Raw genomic sequence first — 15,508 nt, 5'->3', positions numbered from 1 at the left:
GATCAACGGATTAGCGGATGCGGATAGCCAATAGCAGAACAGCCGATAGCGGTGATAGACAATAGCGGTGATAGACGATAGCGAATAAAGCCGATCAGCGGATTAGCCGATTGCGGAAGGAGGATAGCCGCCAGCGGATAACGGATTGCGGAAAGGACGGCGACTTGATGATTAGCAAATCGGTTGTTGGCGTGCGGGCCTGCGAATAAGGGCAAGGAATAGTGCGGCGCGTCCGGAAAAGCGATGGCGATGATCTTGATCTTGCCGGTAATGCTTCCTTATCAGCATTGACAGGACACCGTAAGGTGTCATATAATCAAACCGACACCATATGGTGGCCAAATGGATTCGACTGGATTGGGTTTAGATGGATTTGGGCCCGCATAGTTGGCGTTTGGCTCAGCTTGGTTCGGGCTCAGATGCAAGGGGTTTGGATGGGAGTTCAATTTTTGGAGGGGGGTTATGGGCGAGGATAACCCGTTGCGGGATGTGTTCGACGCGATCGCGGATCCGACCCGGCGTCGGCTGATCCGTCTGTTGGCAGAGGCCGAGGAGATCCCGCTGCATGAGTTGACCGCGCAGTTTGCGATAGGCCGTACGGCGCTATCCAAGCATCTGACCATCCTTAAAGAGGCGGGACTGGTGCTTGACCGCAAAGCCGGCAGAGAAACGCGATTTCGGCTGAATGCTTCACCGCTCAGAGAAATTCTGGAGTGGACGGAGTCTTACAGCAAGTTCTGGGAGACGAATCTGCATCGCTTAAACGAACTATTAGAGGAGGAAGAAGAATGAGTTTCACTTTATCCATGGATTTCTCATTCGCGACGTCGATCGAGAAGGCCTGGTCTGCCTTAACCGATTCCGGCAAGCTTGCCGGGTGGATCGCGGTGAATGACTTTAAGCCCGTCGCAGGACATCGTTTCCAGTTCCGCCATCAGCCGTCCGAATGGTGGGACGGAATCGTTGACGGAGAAGTGCTGACCGTGGACGAACCCAATCGGTTGTCCTATATCTGGGCGAGCGGAGGGGAACAGCAAACGGTCACTTGGACGCTGCAGGTTCTGGGGGACGGGAAGGTCAATCTTCACCTCGAGCAATCGGGCTTCTCCCATACTCAAGGGCTGGAAGGCGCCAGATATGGCTGGGGGGAATGGTTCGGCCAGTTTGAGAAGGTGCTTGAGCAATAAGCGCATCGCCGTTTAAAAAGAAAGGGACGAAGCGGAGAATGATCTCGGCTTCGTCCCTTTTGTCGTTCCATTCTATTTGTCCGGTCGGTCGCAAGCGGCTGCTTACATCTTCATGACGCCGCCGCGGCTGGCGTTGGTCACCATCGCGGAGTAGCGGGCGAGGTAGCCGCGCTTGATCTTCGGCTCGAAGCCCTTCCAGTTGGCGCGACGGCGTTCCAGTTCTTCGTCGCTCACTTCGAGGGTGATCGTGCGGTTGTTCATGTCGAGCTCGATCATGTCGCCGTCTTCGACGAAGGCGATCGGACCGCCTTCGGCCGCTTCCGGGGAGACGTGGCCGATCGAGATGCCGCGGGACGCGCCGGAGAAGCGGCCGTCCGTGATCAAGCCGACCTTCGTGCCGAGGCCCATGCCGACGATCTGGGACGTAGGAGCGAGCATCTCCGGCATGCCGGGGCCGCCCTTCGGTCCTTCGTAGCGGATAACGACGACGTGGCCTTCCTTAACCTTGCCTTCGGCGAGGCCTTGGAGCACTTCCTCCTGGGAGTCGAAGCAGATCGCCGGTCCGCGGTGGTAGCCGCCGACGGACTTGTCGACCGCGCCGACCTTGATGATCGAACCGCCCGGAGCCAGGTTGCCGAACAGGACGGACAGGCCGCCTTCCTTGGAGTGCGGATCGTCGATCGGACGGATGACGCTGTGATCTTGGATCTCGCAGCCGGCTACGTTCTCGCGGAGCGTCTTGCCCGTTACGGTCAGAACGTCGCCGTTCAGCGCGCCTTCCTTCTTGAACAGCTCGTTGATGATGGCGCTGACGCCGCCTGCCAGGTGCAGGTCCTCGATGTGGTGATCGGAGGCCGGAGCGAGCTTGGACAGGTAAGGAACGCGCTTCGCCACTTCGTTGATGCGTTCGATCGGGTATTCGATGTCCGCTTCGTGAGCGAGAGCAAGCGTGTGGAGAACGGTGTTCGTCGAGCCGCCCATCGCCATGTCGAGCGCGAACGCATTGTCGATCGAAGCCTTCGTGACGATGTCGCGAGGCTTGATGTCCGCTTTGATCAGTTCCATCAGCTGCTTAGCCGATTGACGAACGAATTCGCGGCGTTCCGGCGCGACCGCAAGGATCGTTCCGTTGCCCGGGAGAGCGAGGCCGAGCACTTCGGCCAGGCAGTTCATGGAGTTCGCGGTGAACATGCCGGAGCAGGAGCCGCAAGTCGGACAGCCGAATTGCTCAAGCTCGGTCAGGCTTTGCTCGTCGATCTTGCCGGTCATGTAGGCGCCGACGCCTTCGAAGACGGAAGTCAGCGAGATGGCGCGGCCGTCCTTCGTGCGTCCGGCCTTCATCGGGCCGCCGCTGACGAAGAGCGTCGGGATGTTGATGCGAAGCGCGGCCATCATCATTCCGGGAGTGATCTTGTCGCAGTTCGGGATACAGACCATGCCGTCGAACCAGTGAGCGTTAACCATCGTCTCGACGGAGTCGGCGATGATCTCGCGGCTGGCGAGGGAATAGCGCATGCCAATGTGGCCCATTGCGATGCCGTCGTCTACGCCGATCGTGTTGAATTCGAACGGAACGCCGCCGGCTTCGCGAATGGCTTCCTTGACGATCTTGCCGAATTCTTGAAGGTGGACGTGTCCGGGAACGATATCGAGGTACGAGTTGCAGACAGCGATGAACGGCTTGCCGAAGTCTTCTTCTTTGACGCCGGCAGCGCGAAGCAAGCTGCGGTGAGGGGCGCGGTCAAACCCCTTCTTGATCATATCGGATCGCATTTTTTTGGGTGCGGGCATAACGATAGTCCTCCAATCGAGTAGAGACGCAGATATATTTAGGAATAATTCTAACATATTATGAGGAGTACATGCCATATGGGATGAGCAGGTAGTTTGGGCGGATTCCGCACGAAATGACGGCTGTAAACGACGGAAACCGCGTCAAACTCCGGATAACGCGTCGATTCTGTGATTTTTTTGGCAATAGTAAATTTTCGGCTCCGGGACGGTCCGAATCGCGGGGAAAGCTTTCGTTTACTTCTCTACTTTTGTTACCTATAATGGTTGCAAATGGGAGAAGGAGGAGTGGGATGAACCTTACGGAGAGAGAGAAAGAGAAGCTTCTGATCACCGTGGCCGCGGATTTGGCGCGCAGGCGGCTGGATCGCGGCGTCAAGCTGAACTACCCCGAGTGCGTGGCCTTCATCACGTCGGAGATCCTCGAAGGAGCGAGGGACGGCAGAACCGTCGCCGAGCTGATGGCTTACGGGACGAGGCTTCTGAAGCGCGAGCAGGTCATGGAAGGCGTTCCCGAGATGATTCACGAGGTACAGGTCGAGGCGACTTTTCCGGATGGGACGAAGCTGGTCACCGTTCACCAACCGATACCTTGAGGGGGGACGCTTATGATACCCGGGGAATACCGAACGAGGGCCGGAGACATTGAACTGAATGCGGGACGCGTATCCATCGAGCTGCCGGTGAGCAACACGGGAGACCGTCCGATCCAGGTCGGGTCCCATTATCACTTCTTCGAGGCGAATCGCGCGCTGATCTTCGATCGGGAAGCGGCTTACGGCAGACGGCTGGACATTCCGGCGGGCACCGCCGTTCGCTTCGAGCCGGGAGAAGAGAAGCCGGTGCGGCTGACCGAGCTCGGCGGCGCGAAGCTGGCTTACGGCTTGAACGGGCTGTCGGATGGCTTCGCGGAAGCGGGCAAGCCTTCGCCCGAAACGATCGAACGGCTAAGGGCCTGGCAATCCCTCGAAGGGAGGCCGCGGGCATGAGAATCGAACGAAGCCGATATGCCGGCATGTTCGGCCCGACGACCGGAGACGCGGTCCGGCTCGCGGATACGGACCTATGGGCGAAGGTCGAGAAGGATTACACCGTCTACGGCGACGAGAACAAGTTCGGCGGCGGCAAGGTCGTTCGGGACGGAATGGGGCAGGCAAGCCGGGCGGTCCGGGACGATGGAGTGCTGGACACGCTCATCACGAACGCGCTGCTCATCGACCATTGGGGAATCGTCAAAGCCGACATCGGGTTGAAGGACGGCCGTATCGCCGGAATCGGCAAAGCGGGCAACCCCGACATCATGGACGGCGTCGACCCGAACCTGATCATCGGCGCAAGCACCGAGATTATCGCCGGCGAAGGCAGAATCGTCACGGCCGGCGGGATCGACGCGCACATTCACTTCATCGCTCCCCAGCAGATCGAAACGGCGCTCTCCTCGGGCGTCACGACCATGATCGGAGGCGGCACCGGGCCGGCGACGGGCACGAACGCGACGACCTGCACGCCGGGATCCTGGCACCTTCGGCGGATGCTGGAGGCGGCGGAGGCTTTTCCCATGAACCTCGGTTTTCTCGGCAAGGGCAACGCCAGTTCCCTTCCTCCGCTGATCGAGCAGATCGAGGCGGGGGCGATCGGCTTGAAGCTGCACGAGGATTGGGGCACAACTCCCGCCGCGATCGACGCTTGCCTCCAGGCGGCAGACCGATACGACGTGCAAGTCGCCATTCATACCGATACGCTTAACGAAGCCGGCTTCGTCGAAGATACGCTCCGCGCGATCGGCGGCCGGACCATCCATACTTACCACACGGAAGGCGCGGGGGGCGGACACGCTCCGGACATCATCAAGGCGGCCTCCGAACCGAACGTCATTCCTTCCTCCACGAATCCTACCCGGCCGTTCACGGTCAACACCATCGAAGAACATCTGGATATGCTTATGGTTTGCCATCACCTGGACAGCCGCATCCCCGAGGACGTCGCGTTCGCCGACTCCCGCATCCGGCCCGAGACGATCGCCGCCGAGGACATCCTGCACGATATCGGCGCTTTCAGCATCATCAGCTCGGACTCCCAGGCGATGGGAAGGGTCGGCGAAGTCATCCTCCGCACCTGGCAGACGGCCGACAAAATGAAAGCCCAGCGCGGACCGCTGACCGGCGACGACGAGGATGGCGATAACGCTAGGATAAAGCGTTACATCGCGAAATATACGATCAACCCCGCCATCGCCCACGGCATCTCCCATCTGGTCGGCTCCGTCGAGCCCGGCAAGTGGGCGGACTTGACCGTCTGGTCCCCGGCCTTCTTCGGCGTGAAGCCGGATCTGGTGCTCAAAGGGGGCAGTATCGCCTTCGCTCAGATGGGCGACCCGAACGCGTCCATCCCGACTCCGCAGCCGGTGTTCGGCAGGCCGATGTTCGCTTCCTTCGGCCGTTCGCTCTCCCAGAGCTCGATTACCTTCGTCTCCCAGGCGGCTTACGACGGCGGCATCGCGGAGCGACTTGGCCTCGCCAAGAGGGTCGAGCCGGTGCGCCGCTGCCGAGGAATCGGCAAGAAGGATATGGTTCACAACGACGCGACGCCGAAGATCGAGGTCGATCCGGAGACGTATAAGGTGACGGTAGACGGAGTGCCGGCGGTTTGCGAGCCTGCCAAGACGCTGCCGATGGCGCAGAGGTATTTTCTATTCTGAGAAATGGGCGGATGCTCGTGGGAGGGAGGCAGCATATACGGTGACAACATCCTCTTATTCGTGGTTATCCCTTCAGCAAATGCTGGATTCCGCGCTTCCGATCGGAAGCTTCGCCCATTCGTACGGCTTGGAGACATTGGTGCAGAAGGGGGAGATCCGGACCGGCGCGGATTTGCACCGTTATCTGGCCGGGATGCTTCGGCAGAGCTGGGCCGTCTCGGACGCGATGGTCATCAAGGCGGCTTACGGCAAGCCGGAGAAGCCGGGAAGGCAGGAACTTCCCGCGAGCGCCGAATTCGCCGAAAGCCTTGAGTACGCGTGCCGAGTCGAGCGGCTCGTCCACCTCCAGCGCCTCGGCATCGAGACGCGGGAAGGGATCGAGAAGACGGGCAGGCGGCTGCTCAAGCTGGCCCCGGCTTTGTGGCCCGAGCTGCCGCTGGAGGACTTGCGGCAGGCCGTAAGCGAGAGGCGTTCGCTAGGGACGCATCCGCTCGTGTACGGATGGATCTGCTTAAAGCTTGGAGTGCCGCTCGATCGGGCAGCCGAAGGCTATTTGTACATGTGCGCCCAGACCTGCGTCAATGCGGCCCTGCGCTTAATGGCGATGGGGCAGCAGGAAGCGCAGCGCATTCTGTCCCGGACGCTTCCTTCGATTGCGGAAGCTTGGCAAGAAGCGCGCGGGATGGACCCGGAGGAGGCTTACGGCGCCATGCCGCTCGCCGAGATGGCGATGATCCGCCATGAGCGGCTGTATTCGCGATTATTTATGTCGTAAGGGAGAGCGCCGTAGGCGGGATAGCCGCTTAGCTGGGCTGTAACCCGTTATCGTCGGGTTACGGAGCGCCGGAGCGAGGCAACCCAAGCCGCCCGGCCATATTCGAATGCTCTTCAATTAATCCAATGGGAGGGATTAGTCGATGAATATGTTCAATCGTCAGGAACGCCTGCATCATATCGACCGCGTGAACGGAGGTACATGCGGCGAGGTGAGCCGAGAGCTTCGGTTCCATCGCACGGGCCACGATCATGAGCATCCGGAGTGGGAGACCCCGGCATTCGCCGGCGGGCGCCCGATGCGGATCGGCATCGGCGGACCGGTCGGCTCCGGCAAGACGAAGCTGGTGGAGAGGCTGGCGTTCGAGCTGAAGGAACGACTGGATCTGGCGGTCATCACCAACGACATCTATACGAAAGAAGACGCCCGCATCCTGAACGCGACCGGGTGCCTGCCGCTGGAGCGGATTATCGGCGTCGAAACCGGAGGCTGCCCGCACACCGCGATTCGGGAGGACGCGTCCATGAACTTCGAAGCGGTGGAGGAGCTGGAGCTGAGATTCCCTCATCTGGAGCTCATCCTGATCGAGAGCGGCGGGGATAACCTGGCGGCCGCGTTCAGCCCGGAGCTCGTGGACCGTTTCATCTATATCATCGACGTCGCTCAAGGCGAGAAGATTCCGCGCAAAGGCGGACCCGGCATCAGCCGATCCGACCTGCTAATCATCAACAAGATCGACCTGGCTCCCTTCGTCGGCGCCAGCTTGCAGGTCATGGAGCAGGATTCGCGCCGCATGCGCGGCGAGAAGCCGTTCGTCTTTACGAACCTGCAAGGGGGAGACGGTCTCGAAGAAGTCGTATCCTGGGTAGAGCGCGAAGCGGGACGTCATGCGACCGCCGGTTGAAGCCGATCGGGCAGAGGCAGGAGAAACGAGCCTTCTTAAGGTTCGCGCGGAGCTGGCGGCGGCCGTCTCGCTCGTCGCCGGCAAGCCGGAGCTGACGAGCCGTTACCATACCGCTCCGCTCAAGATCGCGAAGACGTTCGCCCTTCGCGACGAGGCGGGGCCGCAGCTAGCCGTCGTCCAGATGGATGTCTCCCCCGGGCTTCTGGACGGAGACCGTTACTTCTACGATTGGACGGTCGGAGCGGGTGCCCGTCTCTATGCGACCAATCAAGCTTATACGCGGGTGCATCCATGCCCGGATTCCGATGCCCGGGCGGAGCAGCGTTTCCGTCTGGGGAGGGGAGCGGTGCTGGAATGGCTACCGGAACCGGTGATGCTCTTCCGGGGGGCGAAGTATCGCTGCGATACGCAGGTCGAGCTTGAACCGGAGAGCGTCTGCATGCTTGCGGACCTGTTCTGCCCGGGGCGTATAGCCAGAGGAGAGGTCTTCGGCTTCGATCGCTGCGAGACGAGCCTGAGCGTACGGTATCAAGGCGAGCTGATCCATCATCAGCGACAGCGATGGCTGCCCGGTCAGATGGATTTGAAGGCTCCGGGCTGCTTCGGAACAAAGACGCACCTAGGATCCCTATCGATCTTCTCGGATCGCTTGGACGGACCGGCGATCGCCGCGATGACGGCACAGCTTGAGGAGAGCGGCTTGCTGGCGGACGACCGCGGCGAGGTTAAGCTGGCGCTCGCTAGAACCGCAAGGCACGGCCTGGTCGCTATGCTGGTCGGTAACCGCACGTGGCAGGTTCAACGCGCCATGCAAGAGGTATGGGATGCCGCCCGCTTGGTTTTATTCGGCGCTTCCCCCGTTCGGCTGCTGAAGGGAGGATAAGCCTGCCCGACTTCTCGATGCGAGCTTCGCGCTCGGTCGAGAAGTTTTTTTGTGCAGTCGGGAAGGAATCCTAGAACAAAGTTGATAAAAAGTTGATAAAAAGTTGATAAAAAGTTGATCCGCGTCCGATAGGTTCATCTGAGAGGTGAATGCCATGCGAGGCCAATTATTGATCGTGGATGACGAAGCCGATATCGTCAGGCTTCTGAAGGACTATTTCGAGATGAACGGTTATACGGTGATGACCGCGGCGGACGGCGAGGAAGCGATGAAGCAGGCGGCCCGCCAGCCGGATCTCATCCTTCTGGATATCAACCTGCCGGGACGGGACGGCCTATCGGTGTGCGGGGCGATCCGCGATCACGTGGCCTGCCCGATTCTGTTCCTTACGGCCAAAGTGGAAGAGGCCGACAGGATCGACGGATTGCGGGCAGGGGGGGACGATTATATCGTGAAGCCGTTCTCCCTCGATGAGCTGGGAGCCCGAGTAGACGCCCATCTAAGAAGGGAGCAACGCCAGCGAAGCCGAACGAGAGTAAGCTTTACCGGCGATCTGACCATCGATTACAGCGAGAGGACGGTATCCGCGAAGGGCGAATTTCTTGCCTTGGCGAAGAAGGAGTTCGATATTATCGAGCTTCTCTCGACGAACACGGGCCAGATCTTCGACAAGGAACGGATTTACGAGCGGCTCTGGGGTTACGACAGCGAAGGGGACAGCTCCGTCGTGGCCGAGCATATTCGCCGCATCCGCGCGAAGCTTGGCGTTATTAGCGACAGAACTTATATCGCGACCGTATGGGGAGTCGGGTACAAATGGGTCGGCTGAAGCGGAAGTGGAAGGACCTGTCGATCCGACATACGATAGCAGCCTATACCGTCGCGTTCATGCTGCTTGCTACTCTGCTGAGCGGGATCGCCATGAACCGTCTCGAGCATTGGCAGGCCCATATTTATTCGAACTATTACTCGGCGGAGGAGAGCTACTTTACCGACGAGCAGGGCAGGAGAATCCTCATCGGCCTTCAGGAGCAGAAGGAAGGCGTCGAATTCTCAAGAAAAGACGGCCTGCTGCTCAAAGGAATCAACGTCGCTCAACTGCTCGTCATTCCCGTTTTCTATGGAGGATTCATTCTTTTGGCCGCTATGCTCATCTACCGTCATAAACTGAAGAAGCCGATCGAGCTCATCGAGAAGTCGGCGGAGAAGATTGCGCATAGAGAGCTTGACTTCTCGCTTGATTACGAATCCCGAGACGAGATGGGGAGATTGTGCGCTTCGCTGGACAGCATGCGCGATTCGCTTGAAGGGCATTATCGCGAGATGTGGAGAACGATGGAGGAGCGCAAGCAGCTCAACGCCGCATTCTCCCACGATCTTCGAACCCCGCTTACGGTGCTTCGCGGCTATACCGACTTCCTGAACAAATACGTGCCGCAGGGGAGAGTAAAAGAAGAGAAACTGCTCGAAGTGATCGGATCGATCGCCGGCCATGCCGCGCGGATTCAGAGCTATGTCGATTCCATGAGCGCCATTCAGAAGCTTGAGGATATCGCCATTCATCCCTCCACCCAAAGCTTGGAGAAGATCGGAGAGGCGCTTCGCTCGGTCTCGAACGCGCTCGAGCAAGCCCATAACCGTTCGATCGCCGTCTTCGTGCATGCCGGCAACGCTCCCCGATCGGTCCAAGCGGATCTCGATGTCCTCCTTCGCGTCGCGGACAATCTGATAGGCAATGCGATCCGATATGCCCGAGCGAAGATAGCCGTGGAGCTGGGCTGGGAGCAAGGCCTATTGACCTTGAAGGTGCAGGATGACGGCGACGGGTTCTCGGAGGAAGCGCTCAGGATGGCCGCTTCTCCTTTCTATCAGGGCGAACGGGAGCAGGGAGGGCACTTCGGAATGGGCTTGCATATCGCCAGGCTGCTCTGCGAGAAGCATGGCGGCAAGCTGCAGCTGGCTAATGCCGATACGGGCGGAGCAATCGTTGTCGCCTCGTTCCTAGCCCCTAGAAGCAGAGAAGTAGATAGATAGTTGATATTCTCTCGGTACACTCTCCTTGTAAGCTTAAAGGAGGGTTTTTCTTATGAAGGACAAGCTGTCGATCGAGATTCTCGAATTAATCAAGCATTACGGGCGCAAGAAAGCGCTAAGCGAGATCACTTTAACGATAGGGCAAGGCATGTTTGGGCTGCTTGGCCCGAACGGCGCGGGGAAAACGACGCTGATGAGAACGTTAGCGACGCTGCTTCCGAAGAGCGGCGGGCGCCTTAACGTATGCGGCATTCCGATCGAGAACGCAAGCGAGGTCCGCGGGTTGATCGGTTACCTTCCGCAAGACTTCTCGATGTACCCTCGAATGAGCGTCTACGCCGCCATGGATTACCTCGGCGCTCTCTCGGGTCTGGATCGTTCGGCGCGCAAGGAGAGAATTCCCCGCCTTCTGGAGCGGGTGAATCTGGACAGGCATCACCGGACCAAGGTTAAAGCGTTGTCCGGAGGGATGAGAAGAAGGCTGGGCATCGCCCAGGCGATCCTTCACGATCCGAAGGTTCTTATCGTAGACGAGCCGACGGCGGGCTTGGATCCGGAGGAGAGAATTCGGTTCCGTCATCTGCTGGCCGAGCTCGCGGAAGAGAGGATCGTTATCCTCTCCACCCATATCGTCGGGGATATCGAAGCAGCCTGCGAGAACATCGCCGTATTGGAGAGCGGCAGGCTTCTGTATCAGGGAACCACGGCCCAACTTACGGCTTCGGCGGAGGGGAAAGTTTATATAGCGGAGGTCGACCGTCAAGAGCTGGACAGCTTGAAGAAGAAGCATACCGTGACGGGGATGCTGGCATCCGGGAATCGGGTCCAGGTCCGCTTGGTCGCAGACGCCCCTCCGATCGCGGGAGCGGTGCCCTGCGTGCCGAATATGGAAGATGCGTACATGCTGCTCATGCGGGAAAAGGGCGCTTCGGTTCACTTGCCAGGGGAGGTGCGGTGACGATGCTTCGACTGGAGCTTAAGAAAGGATGGTTCAGCGTCACTTATATCCTCTACGTGATTTTCTTGGTCGGCTTCCTCTATTCGCAGGTCGGCGCTCAATTCGATCGAATCGATCCGCCGAAGCCGGGAGCCGACAGCTACGGGATGAGAAGCTCGAACGAACCATCAATCATCATGCAGGGCGCCCGTCAGTCGTTGGAAGCCGAATATGCGGCCAACTCGTACGCCGCTTATCCGCTCGGCTTCTACAAGAATGTGAAGCTAAGCGAGCGGGAGCAGGACCGGATTGGCGAGCTTCTTGCCGAGATTGCCAAAGCTCAAAAGGCTCAAGATTTCTCCCGTTTCAAGCAGCGGATGGATCAAGCGGACAAGCTGATCGGCGGCGGCACTTCCTATGCAAGCGGCTCTCTGTCCACGTTCGGTAACGTTCCGAGAACCTATGAAGAGGCGCTATCCGACTACAATCTGATTGTGGAGAAGGACCGCTTTAGCGGAGCCGATGCTCGGCTGTTCAGCGACTACCTTGGCGTTATGCTCGCCTTCGTGCCTGTGTTCGTAGCCGTAGCGTTCGGGATGAAAGATCGCCGCGCCGGCATGAAGGAGCTGCTCGACGTCCGAAGCGCCGCATCCATCCGTATCGTAGGAAGCCGCTATCTGGCTCTTATTATCGCCTTGTTCCTGCCTGTCCTTCTGTTGGCTGCATACGCGACCTATTTGTCCGGAACGCAGTATGGCTGGAGCGAGATCGATCGATTTGCATTCTTTAAATACTCCTTCGGCTGGCTGCTGCCGACCTTGCTGGCGACAACGGCGATCGGAATGTTTCTGACCGAGCTGACCGAGACGCCGATCGCGGTGGCGGTCCAAGGAATTGGCTGGTTCGTCGGGCTGAACCAAGGCATCAAGCATATCGATGGCGGATACGGCTGGGATCTCGCGTTGCGGCATAATACGGCGGGCAATTCGCAGCAATTCCTCGATCATCTCGGCACGCTTGCCGCGAACCGGATCGGGTACACGCTCCTGTCGCTACTGCTGGTACTCGCAACGGCATGGATCTACGAGAGGAAAAGGAGGGGGAAGCTGAATGTTCGCGGCTTTTATAAGAAAATACGGTTACCTGGCCGGAGCCAATCTGCGCAATAACCAAGCCCCTTCACTTGGAATCGCGGCGCTGCTTCTGATGATATCCCCCATGCTGTTCGGCATGGCCAATCGGGTCGGCGCCGAAGCAGCCGAGCCGCTGGAGAAGTTCGTCTCGCTGATCGGCATCGCGCTGCTGACTCCGCTGTTCCAGGCGGAGCAGCATCCGGCCGTGCGCGAAGTTCTCGCTTCCAAGAAGACGCCGCTCGCCGCGGTCCGGTTGACCCGCCTCTTCCTGGCTGTCCTGTCGCTTGCTGTTTTCCTCGCGGTTTATGTTCTCCTTCTGCTGCGAGCCGGCGGTGAATTTCCTTGGCTTCCGTATGCGGGAGGAACCTTCGCCAGCGCTTATTGCTTGGGCGCGATAGGGCTGCTTTTCTATAGCTTGACCGGACAGATCGCTATCGGTTATATGCTGCCTCTTATGTACTACACGTATAATCTGATGTCGGGGGGCAAGCATCTGGGGCCGTTAAAGCTATTCTCGATGTCGGAGGGAAGCTATGACGAGAAGGGGTGGCTGCTCGCGGTCGGAACCGTCCTCTTAGCGGCATCCATGCTCATAGCAAACCGGTTCGACGGAAGGCGGTTGAACCAATGACCTCTTCAGCCGTCGTGCCCAACAACCAAAAAGCTCCAAGCCCATTCAGGGCTTGGAGCTTTTGCGTTCGTCCGGGAAAAGCTTGGCCAGCGCGGCGAAGGGCAAATTCTCGTAGTGATCGGTCTTGTAGACGATCTCCGATTCCAGCTTGGGCTCCTCCGACAGCTTGTTGCGCCGGAATTGAAGCTGGTCGAACAGCTTTACGAGAATCTGCGCCGTATTGACCGCGTCGTCCATCGCGCGGTGATGGGAGCCGACGAACGGAATCTCCAGCATCTCCAGCGCGTTCTTCAGTCCCATCTGCTGGTGCTTCTCCAGCTTGAACGTCTTGGACAGCATTTTCTGCAGATTGTTATGGTTCAGGATCCAGCCGGTCTCGATCTTCTGCTCCCGGCATTCCTGGACAAGCTGGCGATGGTCGTCCGGCCCCCAGGCGCACAGGTAATATTCCTCCGGCCCAATCCATTCCACGAAGCCGCGAATCGCATCGCGGAGCGTGCTCGCGCCGGCAACGTCATCCTGCGTAATGCCCGTGAAGGAAGTGGTATCCTCGGACAGCTGGGGGACGACGACCGGCCGCACGAACGTCTGGAACGTATCGACGATCGTCGGAACGCCTTCCAGAACTTTTACCTTGGCCGCCCCGATCTCGATGATCTCGGCAACTTGGCCTTTCTTGCGGCGTACGGTCATTTCCAGGTCATAAACAATATAAGTCAAGACGGTCACACCTTATCGTCAACGCTTCTCGAAGCCCGCATAAAAACGTGCTTTCGTTATTATAAGCTTCTGCCCGATTTTTGTCAGCTTAGCCGAGCTTGACGAGGCTGTATTTTTTCTTGCCTTTGCGGATGATGATGAAGCGCCCGCCGATCGCATGCTCCGGCGTAACTTCCAGCTCCAGATCGGTGACGCGGTCGCCGTTCAGGTAGATCGCTCCGGCGGTCAGGTCTTCGCGGGCCTGGCGCTTCGAAGGTACGATGCCGACATCGACGAGCCATTCCACGATGTTCTTCGGCTCCGTGCCTGCGGTGAAGGTCGGCATCTCCTTGAAGCCTTGCTCGATCTCGTCCGCCGAGAGGGAGCGGATGTCTCCGCTGAACAGCGCGGCCGTGATTCTCTTCGCTTGCTCAAGCGCTTCTTCGCCGTGAACGAAGCGGGTCATCTCTTCGGCCAGGGCCTTCTGGGCTTCGCGCTTGTGCGGCTCGGTCTCCACCTTCGCCGCCAGGGCTTCGATCTCTTCCTTGCTCAGGAAGGTAAAGTACTTCAGGTACTTCACGACGTCGCGGTCGTCCGTGTTCGCCCAGAACTGGTAGAACTCGTAAGGCGTCGTCTTGTTCGGGTCGAGCCAGACGGCGCCGCCGGCCGACTTGCCGAACTTGGTGCCGTCCGCCTTCAGCATGAGCGGGATCGTCAGGGCGAACGCCTGGGCTTCCGGACCTTCCTTCTTGCGAATGAGGTCAAGGCCGCTCGTGATGTTGCCCCATTGGTCGGAGCCTCCGATCTGAAGCTGGACGTCCTCGTTCTGGAACAGGTGCAGGTAGTCGAGCGACTGCAGGATCTGGTAGGAGAACTCGGTGAAGGAGATGCCGCTGTCGAGGCGGCTGGCCACGACGTCCTTGGCGAGCATCGTGTTGATGCTGAAGTTCTTGCCGTAATCGCGCAGGAACTCGATGACGTTGATCTTGTGAGTCCAGTCGTAGTTGTTGACCAGGCGAACCTGGCTGGCGTCGTTATCGGTGACGAACAGCTTCTTCATCTGCGCCGTGAGCGCTTCGACGTTCGCTTGAATCTGCTCCATCGTCTGCAGCGAGCGCTCGGTCGTGCGTCCGCTCGGATCGCCGATCGTGCCGGTCGCGCCGCCGATCAGGATGACGGGGCGATGGCCCGCCAACTGGAATCTCTTCAGCACGATGAACGGGATCAGGTGCCCGACATGCATGCTGTCGCCGGTCGGGTCGACGCCGCAATAGAGCGACACGGCCTTCTCGTTAGTCAGCTTGCGAAGCCCTTCCTCGTCGGATTGCTGGTTGATGGCGTCGCGCCACTCGAGTTCGTCGATAATGTTCATGCTTGCATCCCCTTTTTCCTAAGAAAATAAAAAAACGCCCCTCGTCTATCGTAGACGTAGGGACGATTGTTTAACCGCGGTACCACCCAGATTGCACCGACAGCCGTTATCGGACTGCTTGTGCCGCTTCAGCGAGATATCGTTCGCTTCTTCCGCTTGGCATTACCCAAGTGCTCCGGAGGCGTAATTCGCGGCCGCTGTGTGTGTCAGGTCCCATCGACCCCTGACTTTCTGGAACAGGGACAACGCCGCTACTGATCTCCATCCTCGCAAGGATATGAGTAGATTACAGCTAGTATAGCGACCCCTTATTTTATTGTCAACAAAATGGGGCGTTCCTCCGCAAGGATCATTGGCTAGCTTGACGGTACGGGGGCGAATCCCGATTCCGCCCTATCATCGGCAGGGTTATTGTCTTTGTCTTAATCTCGCTTCTTCCACATACACATGTTGTATCGAGGAGG

16 protein-coding genes are annotated in these 15,508 nt (G+C 58.9%); 13 read left to right on the top strand and 3 right to left on the bottom strand.

Features of this window, described 5'->3' with window-relative positions; genetic code table 11:
- Nucleotides 1–462: 462 nt before the first annotated feature.
- Both ELR57_RS04260 and ELR57_RS04255 read left to right on the top strand, forming a co-directional pair.
- The gene (locus tag ELR57_RS04260; RefSeq protein ID WP_126957582.1) at nucleotides 463–792 is read left to right on the top strand and encodes an ArsR/SmtB family transcription factor; all 330 of its coding nucleotides are present in this window, start codon (nucleotides 463–465) and stop codon (nucleotides 790–792) included.
- The gene (locus tag ELR57_RS04255) at nucleotides 789–1,187 is read left to right on the top strand and encodes an SRPBCC family protein (protein ID WP_126957580.1); all 399 of its coding nucleotides are present in this window, start codon (nucleotides 789–791) and stop codon (nucleotides 1,185–1,187) included. Before ELR57_RS04260 ends, ELR57_RS04255 begins: the two co-directional genes overlap by 4 nt.
- A gap of 102 nt (nucleotides 1,188–1,289) precedes the next feature.
- On the opposite strand, the gene ilvD is transcribed toward ELR57_RS04255, so the two are convergent.
- A complete protein-coding gene (gene ilvD / locus ELR57_RS04250) occupies nucleotides 1,290–2,978 on the bottom strand; it encodes a dihydroxy-acid dehydratase (RefSeq protein ID WP_192896509.1) in 1,689 nt (562 codons plus the stop codon).
- 293 nt (nucleotides 2,979–3,271) lie between these two features.
- On the opposite strand from ilvD, the gene ELR57_RS04245 reads away from it, so the two are divergent.
- The 11 genes from ELR57_RS04245 to ELR57_RS04195 all read left to right on the top strand — a co-directional run bounded on the left by ELR57_RS04245 (nucleotide 3,272) and on the right by ELR57_RS04195 (nucleotide 12,973).
- On the top strand, nucleotides 3,272–3,574 hold the full coding sequence (locus ELR57_RS04245; protein WP_126957578.1) for an urease subunit gamma: 303 nt from the start codon (nucleotides 3,272–3,274) through the stop codon (nucleotides 3,572–3,574).
- A 12-nt stretch (nucleotides 3,575–3,586) separates the two neighbouring features.
- Entirely contained in the window at nucleotides 3,587–3,967 is a 381-nt protein-coding gene (locus tag ELR57_RS04240; RefSeq protein ID WP_126957576.1) for an urease subunit beta, read from the top strand.
- On the top strand, nucleotides 3,964–5,676 hold the full coding sequence (gene ureC, locus ELR57_RS04235; protein ID WP_126957574.1) for an urease subunit alpha: 1,713 nt from the start codon (nucleotides 3,964–3,966) through the stop codon (nucleotides 5,674–5,676). The genes ELR57_RS04240 and ureC overlap by 4 nt, the downstream gene beginning before the upstream one ends.
- 40 nt (nucleotides 5,677–5,716) lie before the next feature.
- Nucleotides 5,717–6,451, top strand: coding sequence for an urease accessory protein UreF (locus ELR57_RS04230; RefSeq protein WP_238162395.1), 735 nt, complete (start codon nucleotides 5,717–5,719; stop codon nucleotides 6,449–6,451).
- Between the two features lie 142 nt (nucleotides 6,452–6,593).
- Nucleotides 6,594–7,355: an urease accessory protein UreG gene (ureG, locus tag ELR57_RS04225; RefSeq protein WP_238162394.1), complete on the top strand. Its 762-nt coding sequence runs from the start codon at nucleotides 6,594–6,596 to the stop codon at nucleotides 7,353–7,355.
- Nucleotides 7,339–8,238: an urease accessory protein UreD gene (locus ELR57_RS04220; RefSeq protein WP_126957572.1), complete on the top strand. Its 900-nt coding sequence runs from the start codon at nucleotides 7,339–7,341 to the stop codon at nucleotides 8,236–8,238. The genes ureG and ELR57_RS04220 overlap by 17 nt, the downstream gene beginning before the upstream one ends.
- Before the next feature lie 154 nt (nucleotides 8,239–8,392).
- The gene (locus ELR57_RS04215) at nucleotides 8,393–9,067 is read left to right on the top strand and encodes a response regulator transcription factor (protein WP_126957570.1); all 675 of its coding nucleotides are present in this window, start codon (nucleotides 8,393–8,395) and stop codon (nucleotides 9,065–9,067) included.
- On the top strand, nucleotides 9,055–10,272 hold the full coding sequence (locus tag ELR57_RS04210; protein WP_158629928.1) for a HAMP domain-containing sensor histidine kinase: 1,218 nt from the start codon (nucleotides 9,055–9,057) through the stop codon (nucleotides 10,270–10,272). The genes ELR57_RS04215 and ELR57_RS04210 overlap by 13 nt, the downstream gene beginning before the upstream one ends.
- A gap of 52 nt (nucleotides 10,273–10,324) precedes the next feature.
- Nucleotides 10,325–11,230 (top strand): ABC transporter ATP-binding protein, encoded by a 906-nt coding sequence (locus tag ELR57_RS04205; RefSeq protein WP_126957566.1) that lies wholly within the window; start codon nucleotides 10,325–10,327, stop codon nucleotides 11,228–11,230.
- A 2-nt stretch (nucleotides 11,231–11,232) separates the two neighbouring features.
- A complete protein-coding gene (locus ELR57_RS04200; RefSeq protein ID WP_126957565.1) occupies nucleotides 11,233–12,378 on the top strand; it encodes an ABC transporter permease in 1,146 nt (381 codons plus the stop codon).
- Nucleotides 12,320–12,973 (top strand): hypothetical protein, encoded by a 654-nt coding sequence (locus ELR57_RS04195; protein WP_126957563.1) that lies wholly within the window; start codon nucleotides 12,320–12,322, stop codon nucleotides 12,971–12,973. The genes ELR57_RS04200 and ELR57_RS04195 overlap by 59 nt, the downstream gene beginning before the upstream one ends.
- A 45-nt stretch (nucleotides 12,974–13,018) precedes the next feature.
- Here the strand turns inward: ELR57_RS04195 and ELR57_RS04190 are convergent, their stop codons facing one another.
- Nucleotides 13,019–13,693 (bottom strand): 3'-5' exonuclease, encoded by a 675-nt coding sequence (locus ELR57_RS04190; protein ID WP_126957561.1) that lies wholly within the window; start codon nucleotides 13,691–13,693, stop codon nucleotides 13,019–13,021.
- Between the two features lie 88 nt (nucleotides 13,694–13,781).
- Nucleotides 13,782–15,044 carry a tyrosine--tRNA ligase gene (gene tyrS / locus ELR57_RS04185; protein ID WP_126957559.1) on the bottom strand — a complete coding sequence of 421 codons (1,263 nt, stop codon included), beginning with the start codon at nucleotides 15,042–15,044 and terminating at the stop codon, nucleotides 13,782–13,784.
- Nucleotides 15,045–15,508: the final 464 nt, after the last annotated feature.

Origin of the sequence: Cohnella sp. AR92, from assembly GCF_003990975.1 — a bacterium.
In the GTDB taxonomy this organism is placed as follows: Bacteria; Bacillota; Bacilli; order Paenibacillales; family Paenibacillaceae; genus Cohnella.
This window is presented reverse-complemented; position numbering and strand designations above follow the sequence as displayed.

What these genes read in the sequence shown, in the direction of transcription:
- ELR57_RS04260 (WP_126957582.1), top strand. Translation starts at nt 463, where the DNA reads ATGGGCGAGGATAACCCGTTGCGGGATGTGTTCGACGCGATCGCGGAT.
- ELR57_RS04255 (WP_126957580.1), top strand. Translation starts at nt 789, where the DNA reads ATGAGTTTCACTTTATCCATGGATTTCTCATTCGCGACGTCGATCGAG.
- ilvD (WP_192896509.1), bottom strand. Translation starts at nt 2,978, where the DNA reads ATGCCCGCACCCAAAAAAATGCGATCCGATATGATCAAGAAGGGGTTT.
- ELR57_RS04245 (WP_126957578.1), top strand. Translation starts at nt 3,272, where the DNA reads ATGAACCTTACGGAGAGAGAGAAAGAGAAGCTTCTGATCACCGTGGCC.
- ELR57_RS04240 (WP_126957576.1), top strand. Translation starts at nt 3,587, where the DNA reads ATGATACCCGGGGAATACCGAACGAGGGCCGGAGACATTGAACTGAAT.
- ureC (WP_126957574.1), top strand. Translation starts at nt 3,964, where the DNA reads ATGAGAATCGAACGAAGCCGATATGCCGGCATGTTCGGCCCGACGACC.
- ureG (WP_238162394.1), top strand. Translation starts at nt 6,594, where the DNA reads ATGAATATGTTCAATCGTCAGGAACGCCTGCATCATATCGACCGCGTG.
- ELR57_RS04220 (WP_126957572.1), top strand. Translation starts at nt 7,339, where the DNA reads ATGCGACCGCCGGTTGAAGCCGATCGGGCAGAGGCAGGAGAAACGAGC.
- ELR57_RS04215 (WP_126957570.1), top strand. Translation starts at nt 8,393, where the DNA reads ATGCGAGGCCAATTATTGATCGTGGATGACGAAGCCGATATCGTCAGG.
- ELR57_RS04210 (WP_158629928.1), top strand. Translation starts at nt 9,055, where the DNA reads ATGGGTCGGCTGAAGCGGAAGTGGAAGGACCTGTCGATCCGACATACG.
- ELR57_RS04205 (WP_126957566.1), top strand. Translation starts at nt 10,325, where the DNA reads ATGAAGGACAAGCTGTCGATCGAGATTCTCGAATTAATCAAGCATTAC.
- ELR57_RS04200 (WP_126957565.1), top strand. Translation starts at nt 11,233, where the DNA reads ATGCTTCGACTGGAGCTTAAGAAAGGATGGTTCAGCGTCACTTATATC.
- ELR57_RS04195 (WP_126957563.1), top strand. Translation starts at nt 12,320, where the DNA reads ATGTTCGCGGCTTTTATAAGAAAATACGGTTACCTGGCCGGAGCCAAT.
- tyrS (WP_126957559.1), bottom strand. Translation starts at nt 15,044, where the DNA reads ATGAACATTATCGACGAACTCGAGTGGCGCGACGCCATCAACCAGCAA.